The sequence below is a fragment of the Actinotalea sp. JY-7876 genome, from assembly GCF_014042015.1.
GTDB lineage: Bacteria > Actinomycetota > Actinomycetes > Actinomycetales > Cellulomonadaceae > Actinotalea.
The window spans coordinates 2001412-2021603 of the sequence record NZ_CP059493.1 but is presented as its reverse complement, the minus strand read 5'-3'; the positions used below and the strand labels follow the sequence as shown (position 1 = coordinate 2021603).

At 72.9% G+C, this 20192-nt stretch carries 17 protein-coding genes and 1 pseudogene; 5 read left to right on the top strand and 13 right to left on the bottom strand.

What is annotated here, in order from left to right; genetic code table 11:
* Positions 1 to 5: 5 nt before the first annotated feature.
* From ureC to nadA, 7 genes and pseudogenes are all read right to left on the bottom strand, one after another.
* Positions 6 to 1730, bottom strand: a complete 1725-nt coding sequence (gene ureC, locus H2O74_RS09435) for an urease subunit alpha (RefSeq protein WP_182111354.1) — start codon at positions 1728 to 1730, stop codon at positions 6 to 8.
* Positions 1731 to 1861: 131 nt separating this feature from the next.
* A pseudogene (locus H2O74_RS09430) lies at positions 1862 to 2170 on the bottom strand (urease subunit beta); the annotation flags it as partial.
* A 109-nt stretch (positions 2171 to 2279) separates the two neighbouring features.
* Positions 2280 to 3143 (bottom strand): hypothetical protein, encoded by an 864-nt coding sequence (locus H2O74_RS09425; protein ID WP_182111353.1) that lies wholly within the window; start codon positions 3141 to 3143, stop codon positions 2280 to 2282.
* 3 nt (positions 3144 to 3146) lie between these two features.
* Complete coding sequence (locus H2O74_RS09420; protein ID WP_182111352.1) at positions 3147 to 3452, bottom strand: urease subunit gamma; 306 nt, start codon at positions 3450 to 3452, stop codon at positions 3147 to 3149.
* 138 nt (positions 3453 to 3590) lie between these two features.
* Positions 3591 to 7034, bottom strand: a complete 3444-nt coding sequence (locus tag H2O74_RS09415) for an FUSC family protein (protein ID WP_182111351.1) — start codon at positions 7032 to 7034, stop codon at positions 3591 to 3593.
* A gap of 57 nt (positions 7035 to 7091) precedes the next feature.
* Complete coding sequence (locus H2O74_RS09410) at positions 7092 to 7622, bottom strand: thioesterase family protein (protein ID WP_182111350.1); 531 nt, start codon at positions 7620 to 7622, stop codon at positions 7092 to 7094.
* Entirely contained in the window at positions 7619 to 8857 is a 1239-nt protein-coding gene (gene nadA / locus H2O74_RS09405) for a quinolinate synthase NadA (RefSeq protein WP_182111349.1), read from the bottom strand. Before nadA ends, H2O74_RS09410 begins: the two co-directional genes overlap by 4 nt.
* A 42-nt stretch (positions 8858 to 8899) precedes the next feature.
* Here nadA and H2O74_RS09400 point away from each other — a divergent pair, with 42 nt between their 5' ends.
* Positions 8900 to 10078 carry a glycerate kinase gene (locus tag H2O74_RS09400; protein WP_182111348.1) on the top strand — a complete coding sequence of 393 codons (1179 nt, stop codon included), beginning with the start codon at positions 8900 to 8902 and terminating at the stop codon, positions 10076 to 10078.
* Between the two features lie 131 nt (positions 10079 to 10209).
* Entirely contained in the window at positions 10210 to 10560 is a 351-nt protein-coding gene (erpA, locus tag H2O74_RS09395) for an iron-sulfur cluster insertion protein ErpA (RefSeq protein WP_182111347.1), read from the top strand.
* Positions 10561 to 10642: 82 nt separating this feature from the next.
* Here the strand turns inward: erpA and H2O74_RS09390 are convergent, their stop codons facing one another.
* Together H2O74_RS09390 and H2O74_RS09385 are read right to left on the bottom strand one after the other, a co-directional pair.
* A complete protein-coding gene (locus H2O74_RS09390) occupies positions 10643 to 10909 on the bottom strand; it encodes a sulfurtransferase TusA family protein (RefSeq protein ID WP_182111346.1) in 267 nt (88 codons plus the stop codon).
* The gene (locus tag H2O74_RS09385) at positions 10906 to 12072 is read right to left on the bottom strand and encodes a cysteine desulfurase family protein (protein ID WP_182111345.1); all 1167 of its coding nucleotides are present in this window, start codon (positions 12070 to 12072) and stop codon (positions 10906 to 10908) included. Before H2O74_RS09385 ends, H2O74_RS09390 begins: the two co-directional genes overlap by 4 nt.
* A gap of 144 nt (positions 12073 to 12216) precedes the next feature.
* On the opposite strand from H2O74_RS09385, the gene coxB reads away from it, so the two are divergent.
* From coxB to H2O74_RS09370, 3 genes are read left to right on the top strand one after another with little or no spacing between them, the layout of a single operon-like run.
* Positions 12217 to 13101: a cytochrome c oxidase subunit II gene (coxB, locus tag H2O74_RS09380; protein WP_182111344.1), complete on the top strand. Its 885-nt coding sequence runs from the start codon at positions 12217 to 12219 to the stop codon at positions 13099 to 13101.
* Complete coding sequence (ctaD, locus tag H2O74_RS09375; protein WP_182111343.1) at positions 13101 to 14945, top strand: cytochrome c oxidase subunit I; 1845 nt, start codon at positions 13101 to 13103, stop codon at positions 14943 to 14945. Before coxB ends, ctaD begins: the two co-directional genes overlap by 1 nt.
* On the top strand, positions 14942 to 15340 hold the full coding sequence (locus tag H2O74_RS09370; RefSeq protein WP_182111342.1) for a cytochrome c oxidase subunit 4: 399 nt from the start codon (positions 14942 to 14944) through the stop codon (positions 15338 to 15340). Before ctaD ends, H2O74_RS09370 begins: the two co-directional genes overlap by 4 nt.
* A gap of 437 nt (positions 15341 to 15777) precedes the next feature.
* On the opposite strand, the gene H2O74_RS09365 is transcribed toward H2O74_RS09370, so the two are convergent.
* From H2O74_RS09365 to H2O74_RS09350, 4 genes are all read right to left on the bottom strand, one after another.
* Positions 15778 to 16407, bottom strand: coding sequence for a superoxide dismutase (locus H2O74_RS09365; RefSeq protein WP_182111341.1), 630 nt, complete (start codon positions 16405 to 16407; stop codon positions 15778 to 15780).
* A 164-nt stretch (positions 16408 to 16571) separates the two neighbouring features.
* A complete protein-coding gene (locus H2O74_RS09360; protein ID WP_182111340.1) occupies positions 16572 to 18308 on the bottom strand; it encodes a ubiquinol-cytochrome c reductase cytochrome b subunit in 1737 nt (578 codons plus the stop codon).
* Positions 18305 to 19333 carry a ubiquinol-cytochrome c reductase iron-sulfur subunit gene (locus tag H2O74_RS09355; RefSeq protein WP_182111339.1) on the bottom strand — a complete coding sequence of 343 codons (1029 nt, stop codon included), beginning with the start codon at positions 19331 to 19333 and terminating at the stop codon, positions 18305 to 18307. The genes H2O74_RS09360 and H2O74_RS09355 overlap by 4 nt, the downstream gene beginning before the upstream one ends.
* Positions 19330 to 20109 carry a c-type cytochrome gene (locus tag H2O74_RS09350; protein ID WP_182111338.1) on the bottom strand — a complete coding sequence of 260 codons (780 nt, stop codon included), beginning with the start codon at positions 20107 to 20109 and terminating at the stop codon, positions 19330 to 19332. The genes H2O74_RS09355 and H2O74_RS09350 overlap by 4 nt, the downstream gene beginning before the upstream one ends.
* Between the last annotated feature and the right edge of the window lie 83 nt (positions 20110 to 20192).

The following is a 20192-nucleotide window of genomic DNA, read 5'->3' as shown; positions in this document are numbered from 1 at the left end:
GCTGCCTAGGCCAGGAAGAAGAGCTGGGTCATCGGCAGCGACTGGGCGGGTTCGATGTGCGCCGGCGTCCCGTCGTAGGTGACCTTGTAGGTCTCCGGGTCGACGTCGATCACGGGCGTGCGGTCGTTGCGCACCATGTGCGCCTTGCCGATCCCGCGGCACCGCCGCACGGGCAGCACCTGGCTCTCCAGGCCCAGCCGCTCGGGGACGCCGAGGTCGATGGCTGCCTGCGACATGAACGACACGCGGGTCGCCTGCGTCGCCTTGCCCCACGCCCCGAACATCGGCCGGTAGAAGACCGGCTGCGGGGTGGGGAGCGAGGAGTTCGGCTCGCCCATGAGCGCCCAGTTGATGAGGCCGCCCTTGATGACCATCTTGGGCTTGGCGGCGAACCCGCTCACCGACCACAGGACGATGTCGGCGATCTTGCCGTCCTCGAGGGAGCCGATGTAGTCGGAGACCCCCTGCGTGATGGCCGGGTTGATCGTCATCTTCGCCAGGTAGCGCAGGACCCGGAAGTTGTCGTTCGCCGCGGAGTCCTCCGGCAGCGACCCGCGCTTGTCCTTGTTGTGGTGCGCCGTCTGGAAGGCGCGCATGAACGACTCCCCGATGCGCCCCATGGCCTGCGAGTCCGAGGAGAACATCGACAGGACGCCCTCGTCGTGCAGCACGGTCTCCGCGGAGATCGTCTCGGCGCGCACGCGCGAGTCCGCGAAGGCGACGTCCTCCGGGATGTCGTGCGACAGGTGGTGGCAGACCATGACCATGTCGAGCAGCTCGTCGACCGAGTTGACCGTGTACGGCAGGGTCGGGTTGGTCGAGGACGGCAGCACGTTGGGGTGGCTGGCCGCCTTCATGATGTCCGGCGCGTGCCCGCCGCCCGCTCCCTCGGTGTGGTACGTGTGGATCGTCCGGCCGTTGATCGCCGACAGCGTGTCCTCCACGTACCCCGACTCGTTGAGGCTGTCGGTGTGCACGGAGAGCTGGACGTCGAACTCGTCCGCGACCGTCAGGGCGTTGTCCAGGGCCGCCGGGGTGGCGCCCCAGTCCTCGTGGACCTTGAGCGAGGACGCCCCCGCCCGGATCTGCTCGATGAGCGGGCCGGGCAGCGAGCCGTTGCCCTTGCCGTGGAAGCCCATGTTGACCGGCATGTCCTCGGCCGCCTGGAGCATCCGGTGCAGGTGCCAGGCGCCGGGCGTGGTGGTCACGCCGTTCGTCGCGTCCGTCGGGCCGGTGCCCCCGCCGAAGAGGGTGGTGATGCCGTTGGACAGGGCCGCGTGCCCCTGCTGCGGCGAGATGTAGTGGACGTGGCTGTCGATGCCGCCCGCCGTGGCGATGAGGTGCTCGCCGGCGATGACCTCCGTGACCGCGCCCACGACGAGCCGCGGGTCGACCCCGCGCTGCACGTGCGGGTTCCCGGACTTGCCGATCCCGACGATCTTGCCGTCCTTGATCCCGATGTCGCCCTTGACGACGCCGAGGATCGGGTCGAGCACGATGACGTTCGTGATGACCAGGTCCAGGCCGCCCGTGGCGCTGGTGACCTGCGGGTCCGCCGCCATGCCGTCGCGCGCGGTCTTGCCGCCGCCGTAGACGACCTCGTCGCCGTAGTTGCCCTCGTTGTAGTCCTTCTCGATCTGGATCACGAGGTTGGAGTCCGCGAGGTGGACCCGGTCGCCGGTGGTCGGGCCGAACAGGTCGACGTACTGCTTGCGCGAGATGATGGCCATCAGCTGTCCTTCGTCTTGGCGGAGTCGGTGCGCGGAGCGCCCTGGTCACCGGCGGAGGACGACCCCGACGGCTCGTTCTGGAAGCCGCCCGCCGCCAGGCGTGCGAAGGCGTCGATGCGGGTCTGGCGCGCGTCCAGGCCGCCGTCGACGAGGTTGTTGAACCCGATGACCCGCCGGCTGCCCGCGTAGGCGGTCAGCGTGACCTCGCGCGAGTCGCCCGGCTCGATGCGGACGCCGGTGCCGGCCGGGATGTCGAGGTGCATCCCGTAGGCCAGCTCGCGGTCGAACCGCAGGGCGCGGTTGACCTCGAAGAAGTGGAAGTGGGACCCGACCTGGATGCCGCGGTCACCCGTGTTGGTCACCGTCAGGGTGACCGTGGGTCGCCCGGCGTTGATCTCGATGTCATCGTCGCTGTGGTGGTACTTCGGGCTGCCTAGCATCGTCGTGCCCTCCGGGTTGCTGGGTGATCCATGCATGCCGCGGGGGCGTGTGTGCTGCCGTGCGTCGTCGTCCGTCCGGTGCGCGCCCCCTCGCACCGGACCTGGGCCCTCAGCCGCTCGGCCGGCTCTCCGCCAGCTCGAACCCGGCCGGCACGGTGCCGTGCGGGTGCTCGTGCGGGTGGCCGTGCCCGTGCGGGTGGCCGTGCCCGGCATCGCCGTCGATCCCGTGGGAGTGGGCGTAGCCGTGGCCGTGGTCGGCGAGCAGGCCGGCCTCGATGCCGGTCCGCCCGTGCTCCAGCGCGTGCAGTGCGGCGTCGCGCCGGCGGCGGACGACCTCCAGGACGGCCGCGCGCGAGACGAGAGGTCCGTAGGACGTGGTCCCGGCGAACCCGTCGACGCCGTCCGGCAGTCCGAACCCTGCCGGAACGAGCACCACGCCGCGGGCGCCCAGCAGTCGCGTGCGGTGCACGACGTCGGCCAGGTCACCCGGGCCGGCCACGCACGCCACCTCGACCGGGACCCCGGCGCCGTGCGTGCGCACCAGGTGGGCCACGCGGTACAGCTCGGCGTCGTCGAAGGGGTCGGCGGCGCGTGCGACGACCACCATCGCGGCGCCCGGCTCCGCCGCGGCGGTGCGGGTCGCCGCACGCCGCAGCGCGGCGACCAGGTGGTCGATCGTGCCGAAGTCGTCGCACAGCGCGAGGCGTCCGCGACCGGCTCCGGCGTCCAGCCAGCGCAGCGTCTTCGCCGCGTCGGCCACCATCACCGGGTCGCGGCCCCACGTCATCGGCAGCACGGCGACGCGCTCCGCACCCTCGGTCAGGGCGCGGGTGACGGCGTCGTGCAGGCGTCGCCCGGCGGTCGCGACCACCGCGCCGGGCAGGGCGTCGAGGAGCGGCTCGAGGCCGATCCCGCCGTCGCTCTCGTGGCCTGCGACGAGCAGCAGCCGGGTGGCCTCGTCGGCCAGCGACATCTCTCAGGCCGCCACGGGGTCGTGGCACGAGACGAGCTTGCTGCCGTCCGGGAAGGTCGCTTCGACCTGGAGCAGCGGCAGCCGCTCTCGCACCCCGGGCATGCAGTCGGTCTCGGCGACCACGTGCTTTCCGAGCTCCATGCACTCGGCGACGGACTTGCCGTCGCGGGCGCCTTCGAGAATCGCCTCGCAGATCAGTGCCTGCGCTTCGCTGAGATTCAGCTTCGTGCCGCGTTCCCGACGACGTCGTCCGATCTCTGCGACCTGGTACACGTACAGCTTCTCGATCTCACGAGGAGTGAGGTCCATGAGTCCACGCCTTCCGGAAGTTGGAATGGCGCGGGGGCCGCCAGAAGTCGTTTCTCGACCATACGACGCCCTCGCCGGATGCGACAGTGCTGGGCGCGATTCGGTCGAAAGGGACGGGCGGATCTGCCGAGCGTGCGCTCAGCGGGCCGCGGCGTCGGCGGGCGCCGCGCCGGCGCCCGCCCCCGGGGAGACCATGCTGACCAGCAGCGTGACGGTCTGGTTGATCCGCTCCAGCTCGTGCAGGACGAGGTCGTCGGTCCGCGCCGCGGGCCCGCCGGAGGCGTCCCGCCGCTCGAGGCCCAGGTCCTCCCGTAGCGGACCGGGCAGCCGGTCGGCGAGGGTGTCCCTCAGGGCCGCGAAGTTCTGGCTCGTGACGTCGCGCAGCCCGCGCCACTCCTGCGGCGTCAGCTCCGTGCCGACGCCCACGGCGTACTGCACCGCCCGCGCCAGGTGGCGGGTGTGCGAGGTCAGCGCCCAGACGGTGGTGAGCTGGGCCTCGACGCCCCCGGCCTCCAGCGCGCCGGCCGACCGGCGCAGGGGCGCGGCCGTCGAGGTGACGCTGCGGACGTCCTGGTTGACGACCAGGAGGCGGTCGTCGATCGCGGCGCGCGAGATCGCCTCGTTGCCCGCCATGCGCTCCAGGCTGCCGAGGACGACCGTCTCGACGTCGGCCGCGAGCCGCCCGGCGTCCGCGTTCAGCTTGGTCCGGGTGCGCGTGGGGAACACCCACCAGGCGACCAGGAGCGCGACCACGGCACCGAAGAGGGTCTCGAGCACGCGGATCTCGATCGCGAGCGTCGTCAGGCGCCCGAGGAACTCGTAGATCATGGCGAAGATCATGGTCGCCCAGAAGGTCGACACGGCCTGGGAGACGGGGCGGTAGTAGGTCGAGGCGAAGGCCGCCACCACGAGCACCGGGAAGAGCACGGCGGGGTCCGAGCCGGTGCTGAGGGCGATCGTGAACCCGACCACCGCACCGGCCACGGTCCCGGCGACCCGCTGGGCCCCCTTGACGAACGTCTCGCCGTCGGTGCCGCCCAGCACCTGGTAGGCCGCGAGCGTGGCCCAGTACTGGTGCGTGGTCGAGACGAGCTCGCCGGCGGCCAGCGCGACGCCCGTGGCGACGGCGGCCTGCAGGGCGCGCCTGGTCGTCGGCGCCATGCCGCGGCCCTCGGCGGGCTCCGGGGGGCCCGCGGTGGCGCGCTCGAGCTCCAGGAGCGCGCCATCGTCGACGTCGAGGTCGACGTCGGGCCGGGGCGGCGCGGTCCCGGCCAGAGCGGCCTCCTCGGCGCCGTGGAGCCGGTCGGTCGCCCGGTAGAGCTCCTCGGCCGCCTCGTGCAGGGCGCGTGCCGGTCCCGGCCACGTGGCCGGGGCCGGCCCGGCGGGCCACGGCTCGAGGTTCGGCGGCGGTCCCGACGGCGCCGCACCGGGGATGCCCGCGCGTCCCGTCGTGGCGGCCAGGTGGGCCTGGAGCAGCGCGAGCCGCCCGGCCAGCCGGCCGCGCATCTCGAGCGAGTACGCGGTGCCCGTGACCGCCCGGGCGGCCATCGTCAGGTTGACGGACGCCAGCTCGAGGTCGAAGAGGCGCAGCCGCAGCTCGGCGCTGCGCACCGGGTCGACGCCCGCCTCCTCGTCGGAGGCCAGCGTCCCCGCCAGGAAGGCCGCGGTCCGGTGCAGCCGACGGGTGTCCACGGCGACCCGCCGGCCGATGTCCGGGTCCCACCGGCCCGAGGAGACGGCGTCGACCAGCGTGCCCATGGAGGCGACCAGGTGCAGGCCGAGCCCGTCGATGCCCGCCTGCAGCGTCTGGCGGGGCCTGTCGGGCAGCACGACGTGGCTGATGACGTAGGCCCACAGGACCCCCGTCACGGCGGCGGCGGCGTACAGCGGGGCGTCGGCGAGCTCGAGGCGCAGGATGAGGGCGAAGTAGTAGACGAGGAAGGCGATCCGGCCCAGGGCCGCCCACCGCGGCCCGAACCGTCCGACCCACACGCCCACGAGCGCGACGCCCACCAGGAGCACGGCGGTCAGGAGGCGCGAGCCCGAGGCCAGCGCGCCGAGCACCACCACGAGGCCCACCGGCACGAGGAGCAGGAGGCTCGTCATCTGGCGGGCCCGGCGCGTGCGTCCCGCCGAGACACCGGTGCCCAGCATCCCGACGAAGCCGCCGAAGATCGCGGCCGACGTCGCGCCGGTCACGTCCGTCGCGCGGAACACGAGCGCGAGGGACGCCGCGCCGAGCACCGCGGCGAGCACCGCCCGGCTCGCGGCGCGCAGCCTGACGTAGCCGGGGTCCACCTGGGCCACGTGCTCGTCGACGAAGGCCTGCCACCGGGACAGCCGGCCGCGCGGCCCGGGCGGCGCCGGCGGCGGCGCCGCCGACGGCAGGGCGTCGTCGCCCTCGAGGCGGCGCAGCGCGAGCGAGCCCTCCCCGTGGAGGATCGAGACCGGCTCGTCGCTGACGATCATGGGCCGGTAGTCGAGGTCCGTGCTGACGGCGAGCGTCGTCTGCTGCGTGCGGTAGGCGAAGGGCAGCCACGCGCTGTACCGGCGGTACGCGTCGTCCACGTCGGCGAGGGGCTCGACCCCGGCGAGCCGTGCCATGTCGCGGTCGACGTGCACGAAGCGCGCCACCCAGGCATCGTCGTCCGGACGACGGGGGAGATCGGCCCGGACCTGCCGCGCGAACTCCTCGGCGGTGACCACGGACGGGACCGCCTCGCTCCGCCAGCCGTGGCGCCGCTGGAGGTAGTCCCCGAGCTCGAGCAGCTGGAAGGTGAGCGGGACGAGCGCGGGCTCGCTCGTGGCGGGGTGCCCGGACGGCAGGCCCCAGCGCAGCGCGCCGAGCGTGTCCCCGACCATGCGCAGCGCGTAGGGGAGCGCGAACCGGTCCTGCCCGCTCTGGAAGTAGTAGGCGGCGTGGTGCAGGCGCAGCCCGGAGACGTAGCTGCCCAGCGCGCCGGCGACGCCGTCGAGGTGCCCGTCGAGGCCTTGCACCTCCTCGCCCCGGATGTACGGCGCGAGCGTGGCGACCGCCGACCCGGCCCCTCGTTCGGCGGGCACGAACTGCTGGCACAGGGCGTTGAGGTCGCCGATCACGTCGTAGACGCCGAGGAGGAACGTGAGCACCAGGGACAGCAGCAGCACACCGGTGAGCGACTCGGCGATGCTGAGGAACCGCAGGACGTCGGTCTCCGCCGTGAGCGCCGAGCCGCCGACGGTCGCGAGCTGTGCCGCGCTGAAGTAGAGCGCGTCGAAGAGGTCGAGCCGGGCCCCGGTGCCGGTGACGGAGAACGCGCCGCGGGTCATCTGCCCGAGGTAGATCAGCCCGAAGCCGGTGATGACCCCGAAGAGCCACACCACGATGGTGGCGATGAGCTGCAGCCCGGTGACCTGGCGCAGCGCCAGGGGCCGCCAGCGTCGCGGCAGCCGGCGCGTGACGCGCCGCAGCGCACGCCACTGCCAGCTGGCGACCCGGCCCGCCAGGTAGCCCGCCTCGTCGTAGTTGAGCGCGGTGAGGAAGACGTCGACCAGCGTGGCAGCCAGCACGACGACGCCGAGGACCAGCCAGATGGTCTCCACCTCAGGAGCGTAGGCCTGCGGGCCGGGGGGCGCGCGGCCGCGGCGCCGCGGTCGCGCTCAGGCGGGGCGGTGCGCGACGTCGAACGCGTCGGCCCAGGCGCTGACCTGCGCCGGGACGGCGGGGCTCGGCCCGTCGTGGCCGAGCAGCGCGGCCACGTCCGGTGCCGCGACGCGGCCGCCGCCGCGCGCGAGGAACCGGCCCGCGACGACGCCGCGGGCCACGTGCTCGCCGTCCCGCTCGAAGACCTGGTCGAGGTAGACGACGCGCGGGTCCCAGCCCAGGACCCGCGACGTGATCGTGAACCGCTGGCCGAGCCGCAGCGAGCGGCGGTACGTCATGGTCGTCGCCACGACGACCGGGTACCAGCCGCGCTGCGCGAGCAGCGGCAGCGCGCCCAGGTCCGCCAGGAGGTTGGTGCGGGCCATGTCCATCATCTGCAGGTACACGCCGTTGTTGACGTGCAGGTACATGTCGAGGTCCGCGGGGGTCACGCGCAGCGTGGTCACCGACGGCTCGAGCAGCGTCCGGCCGGGGACGGCCGGGCGGGGGAACCTGACGCCGAGCGCGAGCCGCAGCTGACGCGTCACGGGGTGGCCGGGGCCGGGCGGACCGGCAGCGCGAGCATCTGGTCCAGCGCGACGCGGGCCCAGTGGGCGTCGTCGGGGTCGACGACCACCCGGTTGACGAGGCGGCCCGCCGCGAGCGACTCCAGGGTCCACACGAGGTGCGGCAGGTCGATGCGGTTCATCGTCGAGCAGAAGCAGACGGTGGAGTCCAGGTAGTGCACCGAGAGCTCGGGGTGCTGCCGGGCCAGCCGGCGCACGAGGTTGAGCTCGGTGCCGATCGCCCAGGCGGAGCCCGGCTCCGCGGCGTCCAGCGCCCGGATGATGTACTCGGTCGAGCCGACCATGTCCGCGGCCGCGACCACCTCGTGCTTGCACTCGGGGTGGACCAGCACGGTGACGCCCGGGACGGCGGCGCGGACGTCGGCGACGTTCTGCGCCGAGAAGCGGCCGTGCACCGAGCAGTGGCCGCGCCACAGGATCATCCGGGCCCCGGCGAGCTCGGCCTCGCTCAGCCCGCCGCCGGGGCGGCGCGGGTCGTACACGACGCAGTCGTCCAGGTCGAGCCCGAGATCGCGGACGGCGGTGTTGCGCCCGAGGTGCTGGTCGGGCATGAACAGGACCGCCCCGTCGCCGTCCCGCCCGCCGACGCGGTCGAACGCCCACCGCAGGGCGACCTCAGCGTTGGACGACGTGCACACCGTCCCGCCGTGCCGTCCGGTGAAGGCCTTGATCGCCGCCGTCGAGTTCATGTAGGTCACCGGCACGGTGCGCCCGGCCACGCCCGCGTCGGTGAGCACGTCCCACGCCTCCTCCACCTGGCCGATGGCGGCCATGTCCGCCATGGAGCAGCCGGCGGCCAGGTCGGGCAGGACGACGGCCTGGTCGTCGGAGGTGAGGATGTCCGCGGACTCGGCCATGAAGTGGACGCCGCAGAAGACGATGTGCTCGGCGTCGGGCCGTGCCGCGGCGTCGCGCGCGAGCTTGAAGGAGTCCCCGGTGACGTCGGCGAAGGCGATGACCTCGTCGCGCTGGTAGTGGTGCCCGAGCACGAAGGCCCGGTCCCCGAGCGCCGCGCGCGCCACGCGGGCGCGCTCGACCAGGTCGGGGTCGGACGGGTCCGGCAGGGCGCCGGCGCACTCGACGCCGCGCTCGGACGCGAGGTCCGAGCGTGCGCCCAGGAGCAGCAGGGCCGCGGAGGCCGCGGGCTCCGCGAACGCGGGCGCGGCGGCGGGGACGGCGGGGGTGACGGTGCTCACGGCGGGATCTTCGCACAGGGGCACCTGGGGCAGGATGTGCCGGTGCGCATCCTCCTGGCCCCCGACTGCTTCACCGGGACGCTGACCGCGCGTGCCGCCGCCGACGCGATGGCGACGGGGTGGGGCCGCGGGGCGCCGCACGACGAGGTGGTCCGGCTCCCGCTCGCCGACGGCGGCCCCGGCTTCCTCGAGACGGTCCGCGCCGCGCTCGGCGGCGAGCTGGTGCCCGTCACCGTGCCCGGACCGCTCGGCGAGGACACCCCGGCGCCCGTCCTGGTCGTCGCGGGCGACGACGGACCGGTCGCCTACCTGGAGTCCGCGCAGGCGGTCGGCCTGCACCTCGTGCCCGCCGACCGGCGCGACCCGACGGTGACGAGCTCGTTCGGGCTCGGTCGCCTGCTCGCGGCGGCCCTGGACCTGGGCGCGCGGCGGGTCGTCGTCGGCCTGGGAGGGTCCGCGACCAACGACGCGGGTGCCGGCCTGCTCGCCGGCCTCGGCGTGAGCGGGGCGGTGCTCCGCGGCGGCGGCGGCGGCCTGGGCGCGACGACGGCTGCCGACCTCGCCGGTCTGGCGGACCTGCGCCGCCGCACGGCGTCGGTCGACCTCGTCGCGGCCACGGACGTGGACGTCCCGCTGCTCGGGCTGCACGGCGCGAGCGCGGGGTTCGCGGGGCAGAAGGGCGCCACGCCCGAGCAGGCGCAGGACCTGGAGCGCGCGCTGGGTCACTTCGCCGACCTCGTCGGCGCCGAGCTCGCGCGCGACGGCGTGCGCCGCGACCTGCTCGCGTCCCCGGCCTCCCGCGGCGCCGGGCGCGCCCTCGCGCAGCTGCCGGGGGCGGGCGCCGCGGGCGGCCTCGGCTTCGCGCTGGCGGTGCTCGGCGCGCGCGTGACCTCCGGCGCCCAGGTCGTCGCGGACGCCGTCGGGCTCTCGGACGCCGTGGCAGCCGCGGACCTCGTCGTCACGGGGGAGGGGGCGCTCGACTGGCAGTCGCTGCACGGCAAGGTCGTGCAGGCGGTGGCCGACGCGGGGTTGGCGCACGGGGTGCCCGTGGTCGCCGTCGCGGGGCAGGTCCTCATCGGCCGCCGCGAGTGGGGGGCCGCCGGGCTCGCCGGGGCGTACGCGGTCGCCGAGCGGCCCGAGCAGGTCCCCGCCGCGCTGGCGGACCCCGCCGGCACGCTCGCGGCACGCACCGAGCGCGTGGCGCGGACGTGGTCACGCTGAGGACGTAGGCTGGGAACAGCGGCACGCCGTCCGCTGTTGGCCAGGACGACGGCCACCGCCGTGCCAGCCGTGAGCCGTTCGAGTCCTGAGCCGTTGACCGGGCTGCCGCCCCGAGAACCCGTGGAGACACCATGAGCGAGACCACCGAGACCGCCACCCACGGCGTCGACCTGAGCGAGGTCGCGGCCGACAAGGTCCGCACGCTGCTCGAGCAGGAGGGCCGCGACGACCTGCGCCTGCGCGTCGCCGTCCAGCCCGGCGGCTGCTCCGGCCTGATCTACCAGCTGTACTTCGACGAGCGCCTGCTCGACGGCGACGCGGTGCGCGACTACGACGGCGTCGAGGTCGTCGTGGACCGCATGAGCGTCCCGTACCTCGACGGCGCGAAGATCGACTTCGCGGACACGATCGAGAAGCAGGGCTTCACGATCGACAACCCGAACGCGGGCAGCTCCTGCGCGTGCGGCGGCTCGTTCGCCTGAGGCCACCCCTGGGCGCCGCGGCGTCCTGACGACCTCGGAGGGCCGGCACCTGGTGCCGGCCCTTCGTCGTGCCCGGGCCCGTTCAGTCGGCGGTGGGTCCGCCGAGCCGGACGCGCGTGGCGCCGGGCGGGCCGCCGGGCTCCGGCTCCTCGACGGCGTGGCCGCGCATCCTGGCCCAGGCGGGCACGTCGTTGCGCGCCGCGGGGTCCGTCCAGAGCACCTCGACGAGCGTGCCCGGCACCAGGTCCCTCGCCGCGGCCGCCAGGCGGATCACGGGCAGCGGGCAGCGCAGCCCGCGCGCGTCCACGCGGACGACGTCGTCCGGGCGCCCGCCGTCGGCGCCCGTCACAGCCCGACCACCCCCGCGGCGTCGCGCACGGCGGCGACGGCGTGCGGCAGCTCGGCCACGAAGCGCTCGACGTCCGTGGCGTCCACGCGTGCCGGCAGCGTGAGCCGGATGTTGCCGTGGGTCAGCGCACCCATCGCGGCGAGCACGTGGCTCGGCTCGAGCGCGCTGGACGTGCAGGCCGAGCCCGAGCCGACCGCGAAGCCGCGCCGGTCGAGCTCGCCCACGATCGCCTCGCCGTCGACGTAGAGGCACGAGAACGTCAGGACGTGGGGGAGACGGTCGACGGGATCGCCCACCACGTCCACGTCGGGGACGGCGGCGGCCGCCGCCCGCACCCGGTCGACCAGCCGGCGGCGGCGCGCGTCGGCCTCGTCGCGCTCGGCGAGGACGGCCTGGAGCGAGACGGCGGCGGCGAAGGCGGCCGGGACATTGACGCCGCCGGGGCTCCACGCGTCCTCGTCCTCCGGCGCGTCGGGCGTCGCCCGGACGCGCGCGCGCACCGCGAGCAGCCCGACGCCGGGGGGCGCGCCCCAGTCGCCGGGGTCGGCGGCGAGGAGGTCCCAGGCGTCGGGCACGGGCACGTGGCCGACGCTCGAACCGGCGTCCACGAGCAGCGGCACTCCCGCCGCGCGGGCCGCCTCGTGCGCGGCCGCGAGGGGCTGAAGGGTCCCCACCTCACCGTTCGCGTGCTGCAGGGCGGCGACGGCCACGCCGTCGGAGGTCAGCGCCGCCGCGAACGCGTCGACGTCGACGCGGCCGTGGCGGTCCACGCCGACGAGCGTGAGCGCGTCGCCGGCGACCCAGCGCCCCGCGGCGAGGACGGCCGCGCGTTCCACGGCCGAGGCGACGACGGCGCGTCCGACGCGGCGCCGCCCGCGGGCGACGGCCCGGACCCCGGCGTGCAGCGCCGTCGTGTGGTTCGCCACGAGGTGCAGCTCGGCGGTGCGGCAGCCGAGGGCCGCGGCGAGCGACTCGCGCGCCTGCTCGAGCAGGAGCCGCGCCCGGCGTCCCTCGGCGTGCAGGCGTCGCGGGTCGGCCCAGCCCTCGGCGAGCGCGGCGTCGTACGCCTCGCGGGCCGCGGGATGCACGGGCGCGCGCCCGGCGGCGTCCAGGTGGGTCCGGGCGCGGCCGTGCCCGTGCGGGGGCGCCGGTGCTGGAGTCACGTGCGTCACGGTAGCCGTCACGGCGTGCCGCCCGACCTGCAGGCCGTCCCACGCACGCTAGGGTGATCCCGTCGAGGACGAAAGTCCCGGTAGGCGCGCCCACGGTGCCGCCCGACCGAGGCCGCATGACACGAGAGGCACCCCTTGGACGCGCAACACCCCCGTCGACGCCGGTCGGGCGTCGCCCGTCTCTCGGCGCTCGCCGTCGTCGTGACGCTGGTCGCGACCGGCTGCTCCGCCGAGGCCCAGAGGGGCTACCTCCCGGGTCGGGAGGACGGCGAGCAGGTCACCAACATGACCGAGCGCATCACCACGCTGTGGACCGGATCCTGGATCGCGGCCCTCATCGTCGGGCTCATCACCTGGGGCCTGATCCTGTGGTGCGTCGCGGTCTACCGGAAGCGGCGCGACGACGACACGCTCCCGGTCCAGCTCCGGTACCACGTGCCGCTCGAGATCATGTACGTGATCCTCCCGATCCTCATGATCGGTGTCCTGTACTTCTACACGGAGCGCGACACCGCGGCGATCGAGGACATCAGCGCCGAGCCCGACCTCACCGTCCAGGTGGTCGGCAAGCAGTGGAGCTGGGACTTCAACTACCTCGACGACAACGTCTACGAGACCGGCGTGCACACGATCGACGTGGGCGCGCCCGGCAACCCGGACGAGGTGCCGACCCTGTACCTGCCGGTCGACGAGCGGGTGGAGATCCACCTGACCTCGCGCGACGTCGTGCACTCGTTCTGGGTCCCCGCCTTCCTCTACAAGAAGGACATGATCCCCGGCCGTCCGAACGTCTTCCAGGTCGTGCCGACCGCCGAGGGCGTCTACGCCGGCAAGTGCGCCGAGTTCTGCGGCGAGTTCCACTCCGGGATGCTCTTCAACGTCGCGGTGGTCTCGCGCGAGGAGTACGACGCCCAGATGGAGGAGCTGCGTGAGGCCGGCCAGACCGGCTTCCTCGGCTCCGACCTCGATCGCACGCAGAACCGCGGCGACGACAACGCGATCCCGACGGGAGAGGGCTGATGGCCGCGGCAGTCGAGACGGTGCCGGGGCTCACTCCCCGCCACCAGGGACGTGGCCGGGCGATCGTCCGCTGGATCACGTCGACCGACCACAAGACGATCGGTTACCTGTACCTGATCTCGTCGTTCTTCTTCTTCTGCATCGCGGGGCTCATGGCCCTGGTGATCCGCGCCGAGCTCTTCGAGCCGGGGATCCAGATCGTGCAGAGCAAGGAGCAGTACAACCAGCTCTTCACGATGCACGGCACGATCATGCTGCTGCTGTTCGCGACGCCGCTGTTCGCGGGCTTCGCCAACGTGATCATGCCGCTCCAGATCGGCGCGCCCGACGTCGCGTTCCCGCGCCTGAACATGCTGGCGTACTGGTTCTACCTGTTCGGCGGCCTCATCGCGGTCTCCGGCTTCTTCACCCCGCAGGGTGCCGCGTCGTTCGGCTGGTTCGCGTACACACCGCTGTCGACGACGACGTACTCGCCAGGGCTCGGCGGTGACCTCTGGGTCTTCGGCCTCGCGCTCGGTGGCTTCGGGACGATCCTCGGTGCGGTCAACTTCATCACCACGATCCTGACCATGCGTGCCCCCGGCATGACGATGTTCCGGATGCCGATCTTCACCTGGAACACCCTGGTGACGAGCCTGCTCGTGCTCATGGCGTTCCCGCCGCTTGCGGCGGCGCTGTTCGCGCTCGGCTCCGACCGGCGCTTCGGCTCGCAGGTGTTCAACCCGGAGCACGGGGGCGCCATCCTGTGGCAGCACCTGTTCTGGTTCTTCGGGCACCCCGAGGTCTACATCATCGCGCTGCCGTTCTTCGGCATCGTCTCCGAGATCTTCCCGGTGTTCAGCCGCAAGCCGCTCTTCGGCTACAAGGGCCTGGTCTACGCGACGATCGCGATCGCGGCCCTGTCCGTCACCGTGTGGGCGCACCACATGTACGTCACGGGCGCCGTCCTGCTGCCGTTCTTCGCGCTCATGACCATGCTCATCGCGGTACCGACCGGTGTGAAGTTCTTCAACTGGATCGGCACGATGTGGCGCGGGAAGCTGACGTTCGAGACGCCCATGCTGTGGTCGCTCGGGTTCCTGGTCACCTTCCTCTTCGGCGGTCTGACCGGCGTGATCCTGTCCAGCCCGGCGCTCGACTTCCACGTCTCCGACACGTACTTCGTCGTGGCCCACTTCCACTACGTGGTGTTCGGCACCGTCGTGTTCGCGATGTTCGCCGGCTTCTACTTCTGGTGGCCCAAGTTCACCGGCAAGATGCTCGACGAGCGTCTCGGCAAGATCCACTTCTGGCTGCTGTTCTTCGGCTTCCACGCGACGTTCCTCATCCAGCACTGGCTCGGTGCGCAGGGCATGCCGCGGCGCTACGCCGACTACATGCCGGAGGACGGCTTCACCTGGATGAACCAGGTCTCGACGATCGGCTCGATGGTCCTGGCCGCGTCCACGCTGCCGTTCCTGTGGAACGTCTACGTGACCTGGCGCAAGGCGCCGACGGTCACGGTCGACGACCCGTGGGGCTACGGGAACTCGCTCGAGTGGGCGACGTCGTGCCCGCCGCCGCGGCACAACTTCACGTCGCTGCCGCGCATCCGGTCCGAGCGCCCGGCCTTCGACCTGCACCACCCCGAGGTCGCGGCCATGGACCACGTCGAGCCCGACGCCGGGCCGCTGGACTGGGAGGGCGACCGCCGCGGGCAGACGTCCCTGGCGGCCGAGCGGCTGGCGACCGGCGACGCCGAGCCCGAGCAGTCGTCGGCGACGATCGTCGACGAGGGTCGGCGCCCGGAGCCCGGCGACGACGTGACCGACGGTGGCAACGCGAAGGACGAGGACCAGCGATGAAGTTCGAGACGCGACTGTTCCTGGCCTTCGTCCCCTTCTTCATCCTCGTCGGGGTCGTCTACGGCTTCTGGAGCCGGTGGGAGCCGGTCGGCGTGGCCTGCCTGTTCCTCACCGCCGGGCTCGTCGCCATGGTGGGCGGGTACCTGGCGATCCTCTCGCGCAAGATCGACGCGCGTCCCGAGGACGACCCGTACGCCGACATCGAGCAGGGTGCCGGCGAGCAGGGCGTCTTCAGCCCGTGGAGCTGGTGGCCCCTGGTCCTCGCCGCGGGCGCGGCCGTCGCGTTCGCGTCGCTCGCGATCGGCTGGTGGCTGCTGGCCATCGGCGCCGGCCTCGGTGCCATCGGCCTCGTCGGCTGGGTCTTCGAGTTCTCCCGCGGACAGCACGCCCACTGACACTGAGCGCGCGCACCGAACCGCGCGCCGACCACGACGCCCGTCCGCCCCTCAGGGGGCGGGCGGGCGTCGTCGTCCCCGGCCCGCCCTCTCTCCGCGGTTCTGGCACCGATCCGGGTGTCCACGCGCCGGATGGGTGCCAAAACCGGGCGTGCGCTCATCGCGGGGGTAGCTGGCGCGCGGTCTCGACGTCCCAGGGTCCCGCCGTCCACGCGGCCGGGCGTCGGTCTTGTGCGTGGCCTCGTCCGCCGCGGCCGCCGCTCGCGCGGACGTTTTGGCACCGATCCGGGTGTCCACGCGCGGGATGGGTGCCAGAACCGGGCGAGCGGGGTCGTGGGGCGAGGGCGTCGTGCGGTGGCGGGACGACGGCGGGCGCGGGCGCGCTGTGTGCGCGCCCGCGCCCGCGGGGTCGATCACCCTCCGGGGAGGGGTGGAGCTCAGGCGAAGGGGACGATGAGGCCCTGCGTCTGGGTCCGGGCCCGCTCGAAGCGCGCACCGGCGTCGGCCCAGTTGACGATGTTCCACCACGCCTTGACGTAGTCCGCCTTGACGTTGACGTAGTCGAGGTAGAAGGCGTGCTCCCACATGTCCAGCAGCACGATCGGGACGATGCCCAGCGGGATGTTGCCCTGCTGGTCGTAGAGCTGGAAGATGCCGAGCTTCTGGCCGACCGAGTCCCACGCGAGGATGGCCCAGCCGGAGCCCTGGATACCCAGCGCCGTGGCGGCGAAGTGCGCCTGGAACCCGTCGAACGAGCCGAAGAACTCGTCGATCGCGGCCGCGAGCTCGCCCACGGGCCGGTCGCCGCCCTCGGGGGAGAGGTTCTGCCAGAACGCCGAGTGGTTGACGTGGCCGCCGAGGTTGAAGGCCAGGTTCTTCTCGTGCAGGTTGATCGCGGCGAAGTCGCCCTTCTCGCGGGCCTCGGCGAGCTTCTCGAGGGCCGTGTTCGCGCCCGCCACGTAGGTCGCGTGGTGCTTGTCGTGGTGCAGCTGCATGATGCGCCCCGAGATGTGCGGCTCCAGCGCCGCGTAGTCGTAGGGCAGGTCGGGCAGGGCGTACTGGGCCATGGATCGGCTCCTCCGGTCAGGTCGCGGGGTTCGCGACGGCTCGGTCATGCTGTCGTGCGGGCACCGGCGGTGGGCCGATGCGGTCAGGGCTCGCCGCGCGGCGCGAGTGCGCCGCGCAGCGAGCCCTGGTGCTCACTGTGGTCGATCTTCAGTCGTCCTGCACCTCAGTGGCCCTGGACGGGGCCGTTCGAGGCGTCGGTGCCGAGCGGTGCCTCGGCCGCGCTGTGGCGCCCGCCCGTACCCGCGCCGACCTGGGCGGTCTCCTCGCCGGCGGGCAGGGCGTCGTGCTCTCCGTGCGAGTGCGCGGCCGCGAGCTCGGCGGGTGTGACGGGCTCGACCCGGTCCTCGTAGAAGAACCGCGAGACCCGCGCCCGCAGGGCGTCCTTGCGGTAGCCCTTGCGGCGCACGCCGCGCTCGTCCTCGGCCGGCGCGAGCTCCAGCGGGCGCCGGGGCTCGTACTGGACGCGGATCCAGCGCTCGTACTCGTCGAGCGGCTCGTGGACCTCGACGTACTCGCCGTTCGCGAACCGCACGATGCGCCCCGTCTCCTGGCCGTGCAGGACGATCTCGCGGTCCTTGCGCTGCAGGCCGAGGCACAGGCGCTTGGTGACCACGAACGCCACGACCGGTGCCACGAAGAACAGGATGCGGAACGCCCACGTGATGTCGTTGATCGACATCCCGAAGTGCGTCGCGATGATGTCGTTCGAGCCCGCCAGGATGAGGATGAAGAACGCCATGAGGATCGCGACGCCGACCGCCGTGCGCACCGGCGCGTTCCGCGGCCGGTCGAGCACGTGGTGCTCGCGCTTGTCGCCCGTGGCCCACGCCTCAATGAACGGGTAGGCCGCGAGCAGGGTGAACAGCACCCCGGGCACGACCACGGCCGGGACCAGCACGTTCAGCGACAGGGTGTACCCGCCGATCACCCACTCGGTGCCCTGACCTGGCATGAGGCGGAGCGCACCCTCGAGGAAGAGCATGTACCAGTCCGGTTGTGCGCCCGCCGCGACCGGTGAGGGGTCGTACGGGCCGTAGTTCCAGACGGGGTTGATGCTCAGGGTCCCGCCCATCAGGGCGAGCACGCCGAACACGATGAAGAAGAAGCCACCGGCCTTGGCGACGTACACCGGGAACAGGGGGAAGCCGACGACGTTGCGGTCCGTGCGACCCGGCCCGGGGAAGTGCGTGTGCTTGTGCAGCACCACCAGGAAGAGGTGCAGCCCGACGAGCGCGAGGATCAGCGCGGGCACGAGCAGGATGTGCAGCGTGAACAGGCGCGGGATGATGTGCTCGCCCGGGAACTCGCCGCCGAAGATGAAGTACGACAGGTAGGCGCCGACGAGCGGGATCGACTTCACGACGCCGTCGGTGATGCGCAGGCCGTTGCCCGAGAGCACGTCGTCCGGCAGCGAGTAGCCCGTGAAGCCGGCCGCGAGGCCGAGGATCATCAGGACGAAGCCGACGAGCCAGTTGACCTCGCGGGGCTTGCGGAAGGCACCCGTGAAGAACACGCGCATCATGTGCGTGACGATCGACGCCATGAACATCAGCGCCGCCCAGTGGTGGATCTGGCGCATGAGCAGGCCGCCGGTCACCTCGAACGACAGGTCGAGCGTCGAGGCGAAGGCCTCGGACATCTCCACGCCGTTCATCGGCGCGAACGGCCCCTCGTACTCGATGAGCCCCATGCTGGGCACGAAGAACATGGTGAGGAAGAAGCCCGTGATGAGCAGGACCACGAACGAGTAGAGGGCGATCTCGCCCAGGAGGAAGGACCAGTGGTCCGGGAAGATCTTCCGGGCGAAGCTCTTCACCGCCAGGCTGATGCCCGTGCGCTGGTCCAGGTAGTCGGCGGCACCGCCAGCGGTGCGCTGGGCCCCGGTTGCTCGAGTGCTCACTTCAGCCGCTCCCAGTAGCTCGGGCCGATCGGTTCGTGGAAGTCGCTCTGCGCGACCAGGTAGCCCTCGTCGTCGACCGTGATCGGCAGCTGGGGCAGCGCGCGGCTGGCGGGGCCGAAGACGACCTTCGCGCCGTCCGCCATGTCGAAGGTGCTCTGGTGGCACGGGCACAGCAGGTGGTGCGTCTGCTGCTCGTAGAGCGCCACGGGGCAGCCCACGTGGGTGCAGATCTTCGAGTAGGCGACGATGCCCTCGTAGGACCAGTCCTTCTTGTCCTCGGCCTCCTTGAGCACCTGCGGGTCGATCCGGACCATGAGGACGACGGCCTTGGCCTTCTCCTCGATCCAGTGCGACTCCTCGCGCAGGCCCTCCGGGATGACGTGGAAGACCGAGCCGATCGTCACGTCGGCCGCGCGGATGGGCTTGCCGGAGGGGTCACGCGTGAGGCGCTTGCCCTTGCGCCACACCGTGTGGCGGAAGGCGTTGATGTCCCAGTTGCCCCCGACGTCGCCGATCAGGGGGACCGCGACGCTGAGCGGCGCGAGGGCGAGGGCGGTCACGACGGCGCCCTTGAGGACGCCGCGCCGCTGGATGCCGGAGTCCTCGACGCCGTCCTTGAGCTGCTGGACGGCCTCGGCCCGGACCGCTGCGTCGCTGCGCTGCGGGTGACGCTGCTCGGACCGCTCGTGGTCGGACATGAGGACCTTGGCCCAGTGCACGGCGCCGGCGCCGATGGTGAACATGGCCAGGAACAGGCCGATCCCCAGCAGCAGGTTCGACAGACGCATGCTCTCGACCGTCTCGCCCGGCCGCACCAGGAAGTACGCGACGAGCGTGCCGATCGTGCCGACGATGGACAGCAGGAACAGGACGACGACCTGCCGCTCGGCGCGCTTGGCGGCCGCCGGGTCGTGGTCCGCCATGCGGTCGCGGTGCGGGGGGAGCCCCGGGTTCTCGAAGCGCTCCGGCAGACCCTGCTCGTCGCGCTGGACGGTGAGCTCGCCGCCGCTGTTGTCGGTCGTCATGAGGACTTCGCTCCGATCCACACCGAGCACGCGATGAGCAGGCCAAGGCCCGCGACCCACACCCACAGGCCCTCGACCACGGGGCCGACGGAGCCCAGGTCGGTGCCGCCGGGTGCGCCGGCCTTCTGCTCCTCGAGGAACGCGATGATGTCCTGCTTGTCATCGGGGGAGAGGTTCGCGTCGTTGAACACGGGCATCGACTGCGGCCCGGTCAGCATCGCCTCGTAGATCTGCGTGGGCGTGCTCCCGGACAGCGACGGGGCGTACTTGCCCTCGGACAGGGCGCCGCCCTTGCCGATGGAGCCGTGGCACATCGCGCAGTTGGTGCGGAAGAGCGCCATGCCGTTGGCGGCGTCGCCGCCCGCGGGGTCGACCTGGTCCTTGGCGGGGATCGCCGGGCCGGGGCCCAGCGAGGCCACGTAGGCGGCGAGCTGCTGGATCTGCTCCTGGTCGAACTGCGGCGGCTTGGCGGGGGCCTGCGGGCCGTTCTGCTGCATCGGCATGCGGCCGGTCGAGACCTGGAAGTCCACCGACGCGGCACCGACGCCGATGAGCGAGGGGACACCGTCGCGGCCCTCGGCCGAGGGGCCGTGGCAGGTCGCGCAGTTCGCCTGGAACAGCGCCTTGCCGGCCTCGACGTCGGACTCGCTCGGAGCGGTGGCGCTGACGGCGCTCGGCGCGAGGGCGGCGTAGAGCCCTCCGGTGGCGAGCAGCGCCAGCAGGAGCAGGATCACCGGGGCGAACCGGTGGTTCCTGCGAGCGGCGATGGCCTTCACGAAGCGTTCCTCATCTCGTCGGTGCACATCGCCGGTGCGAGCGTGCGGTGCTGGTCTGCGGTGGTGGGCTGCGGGCAGCGGCC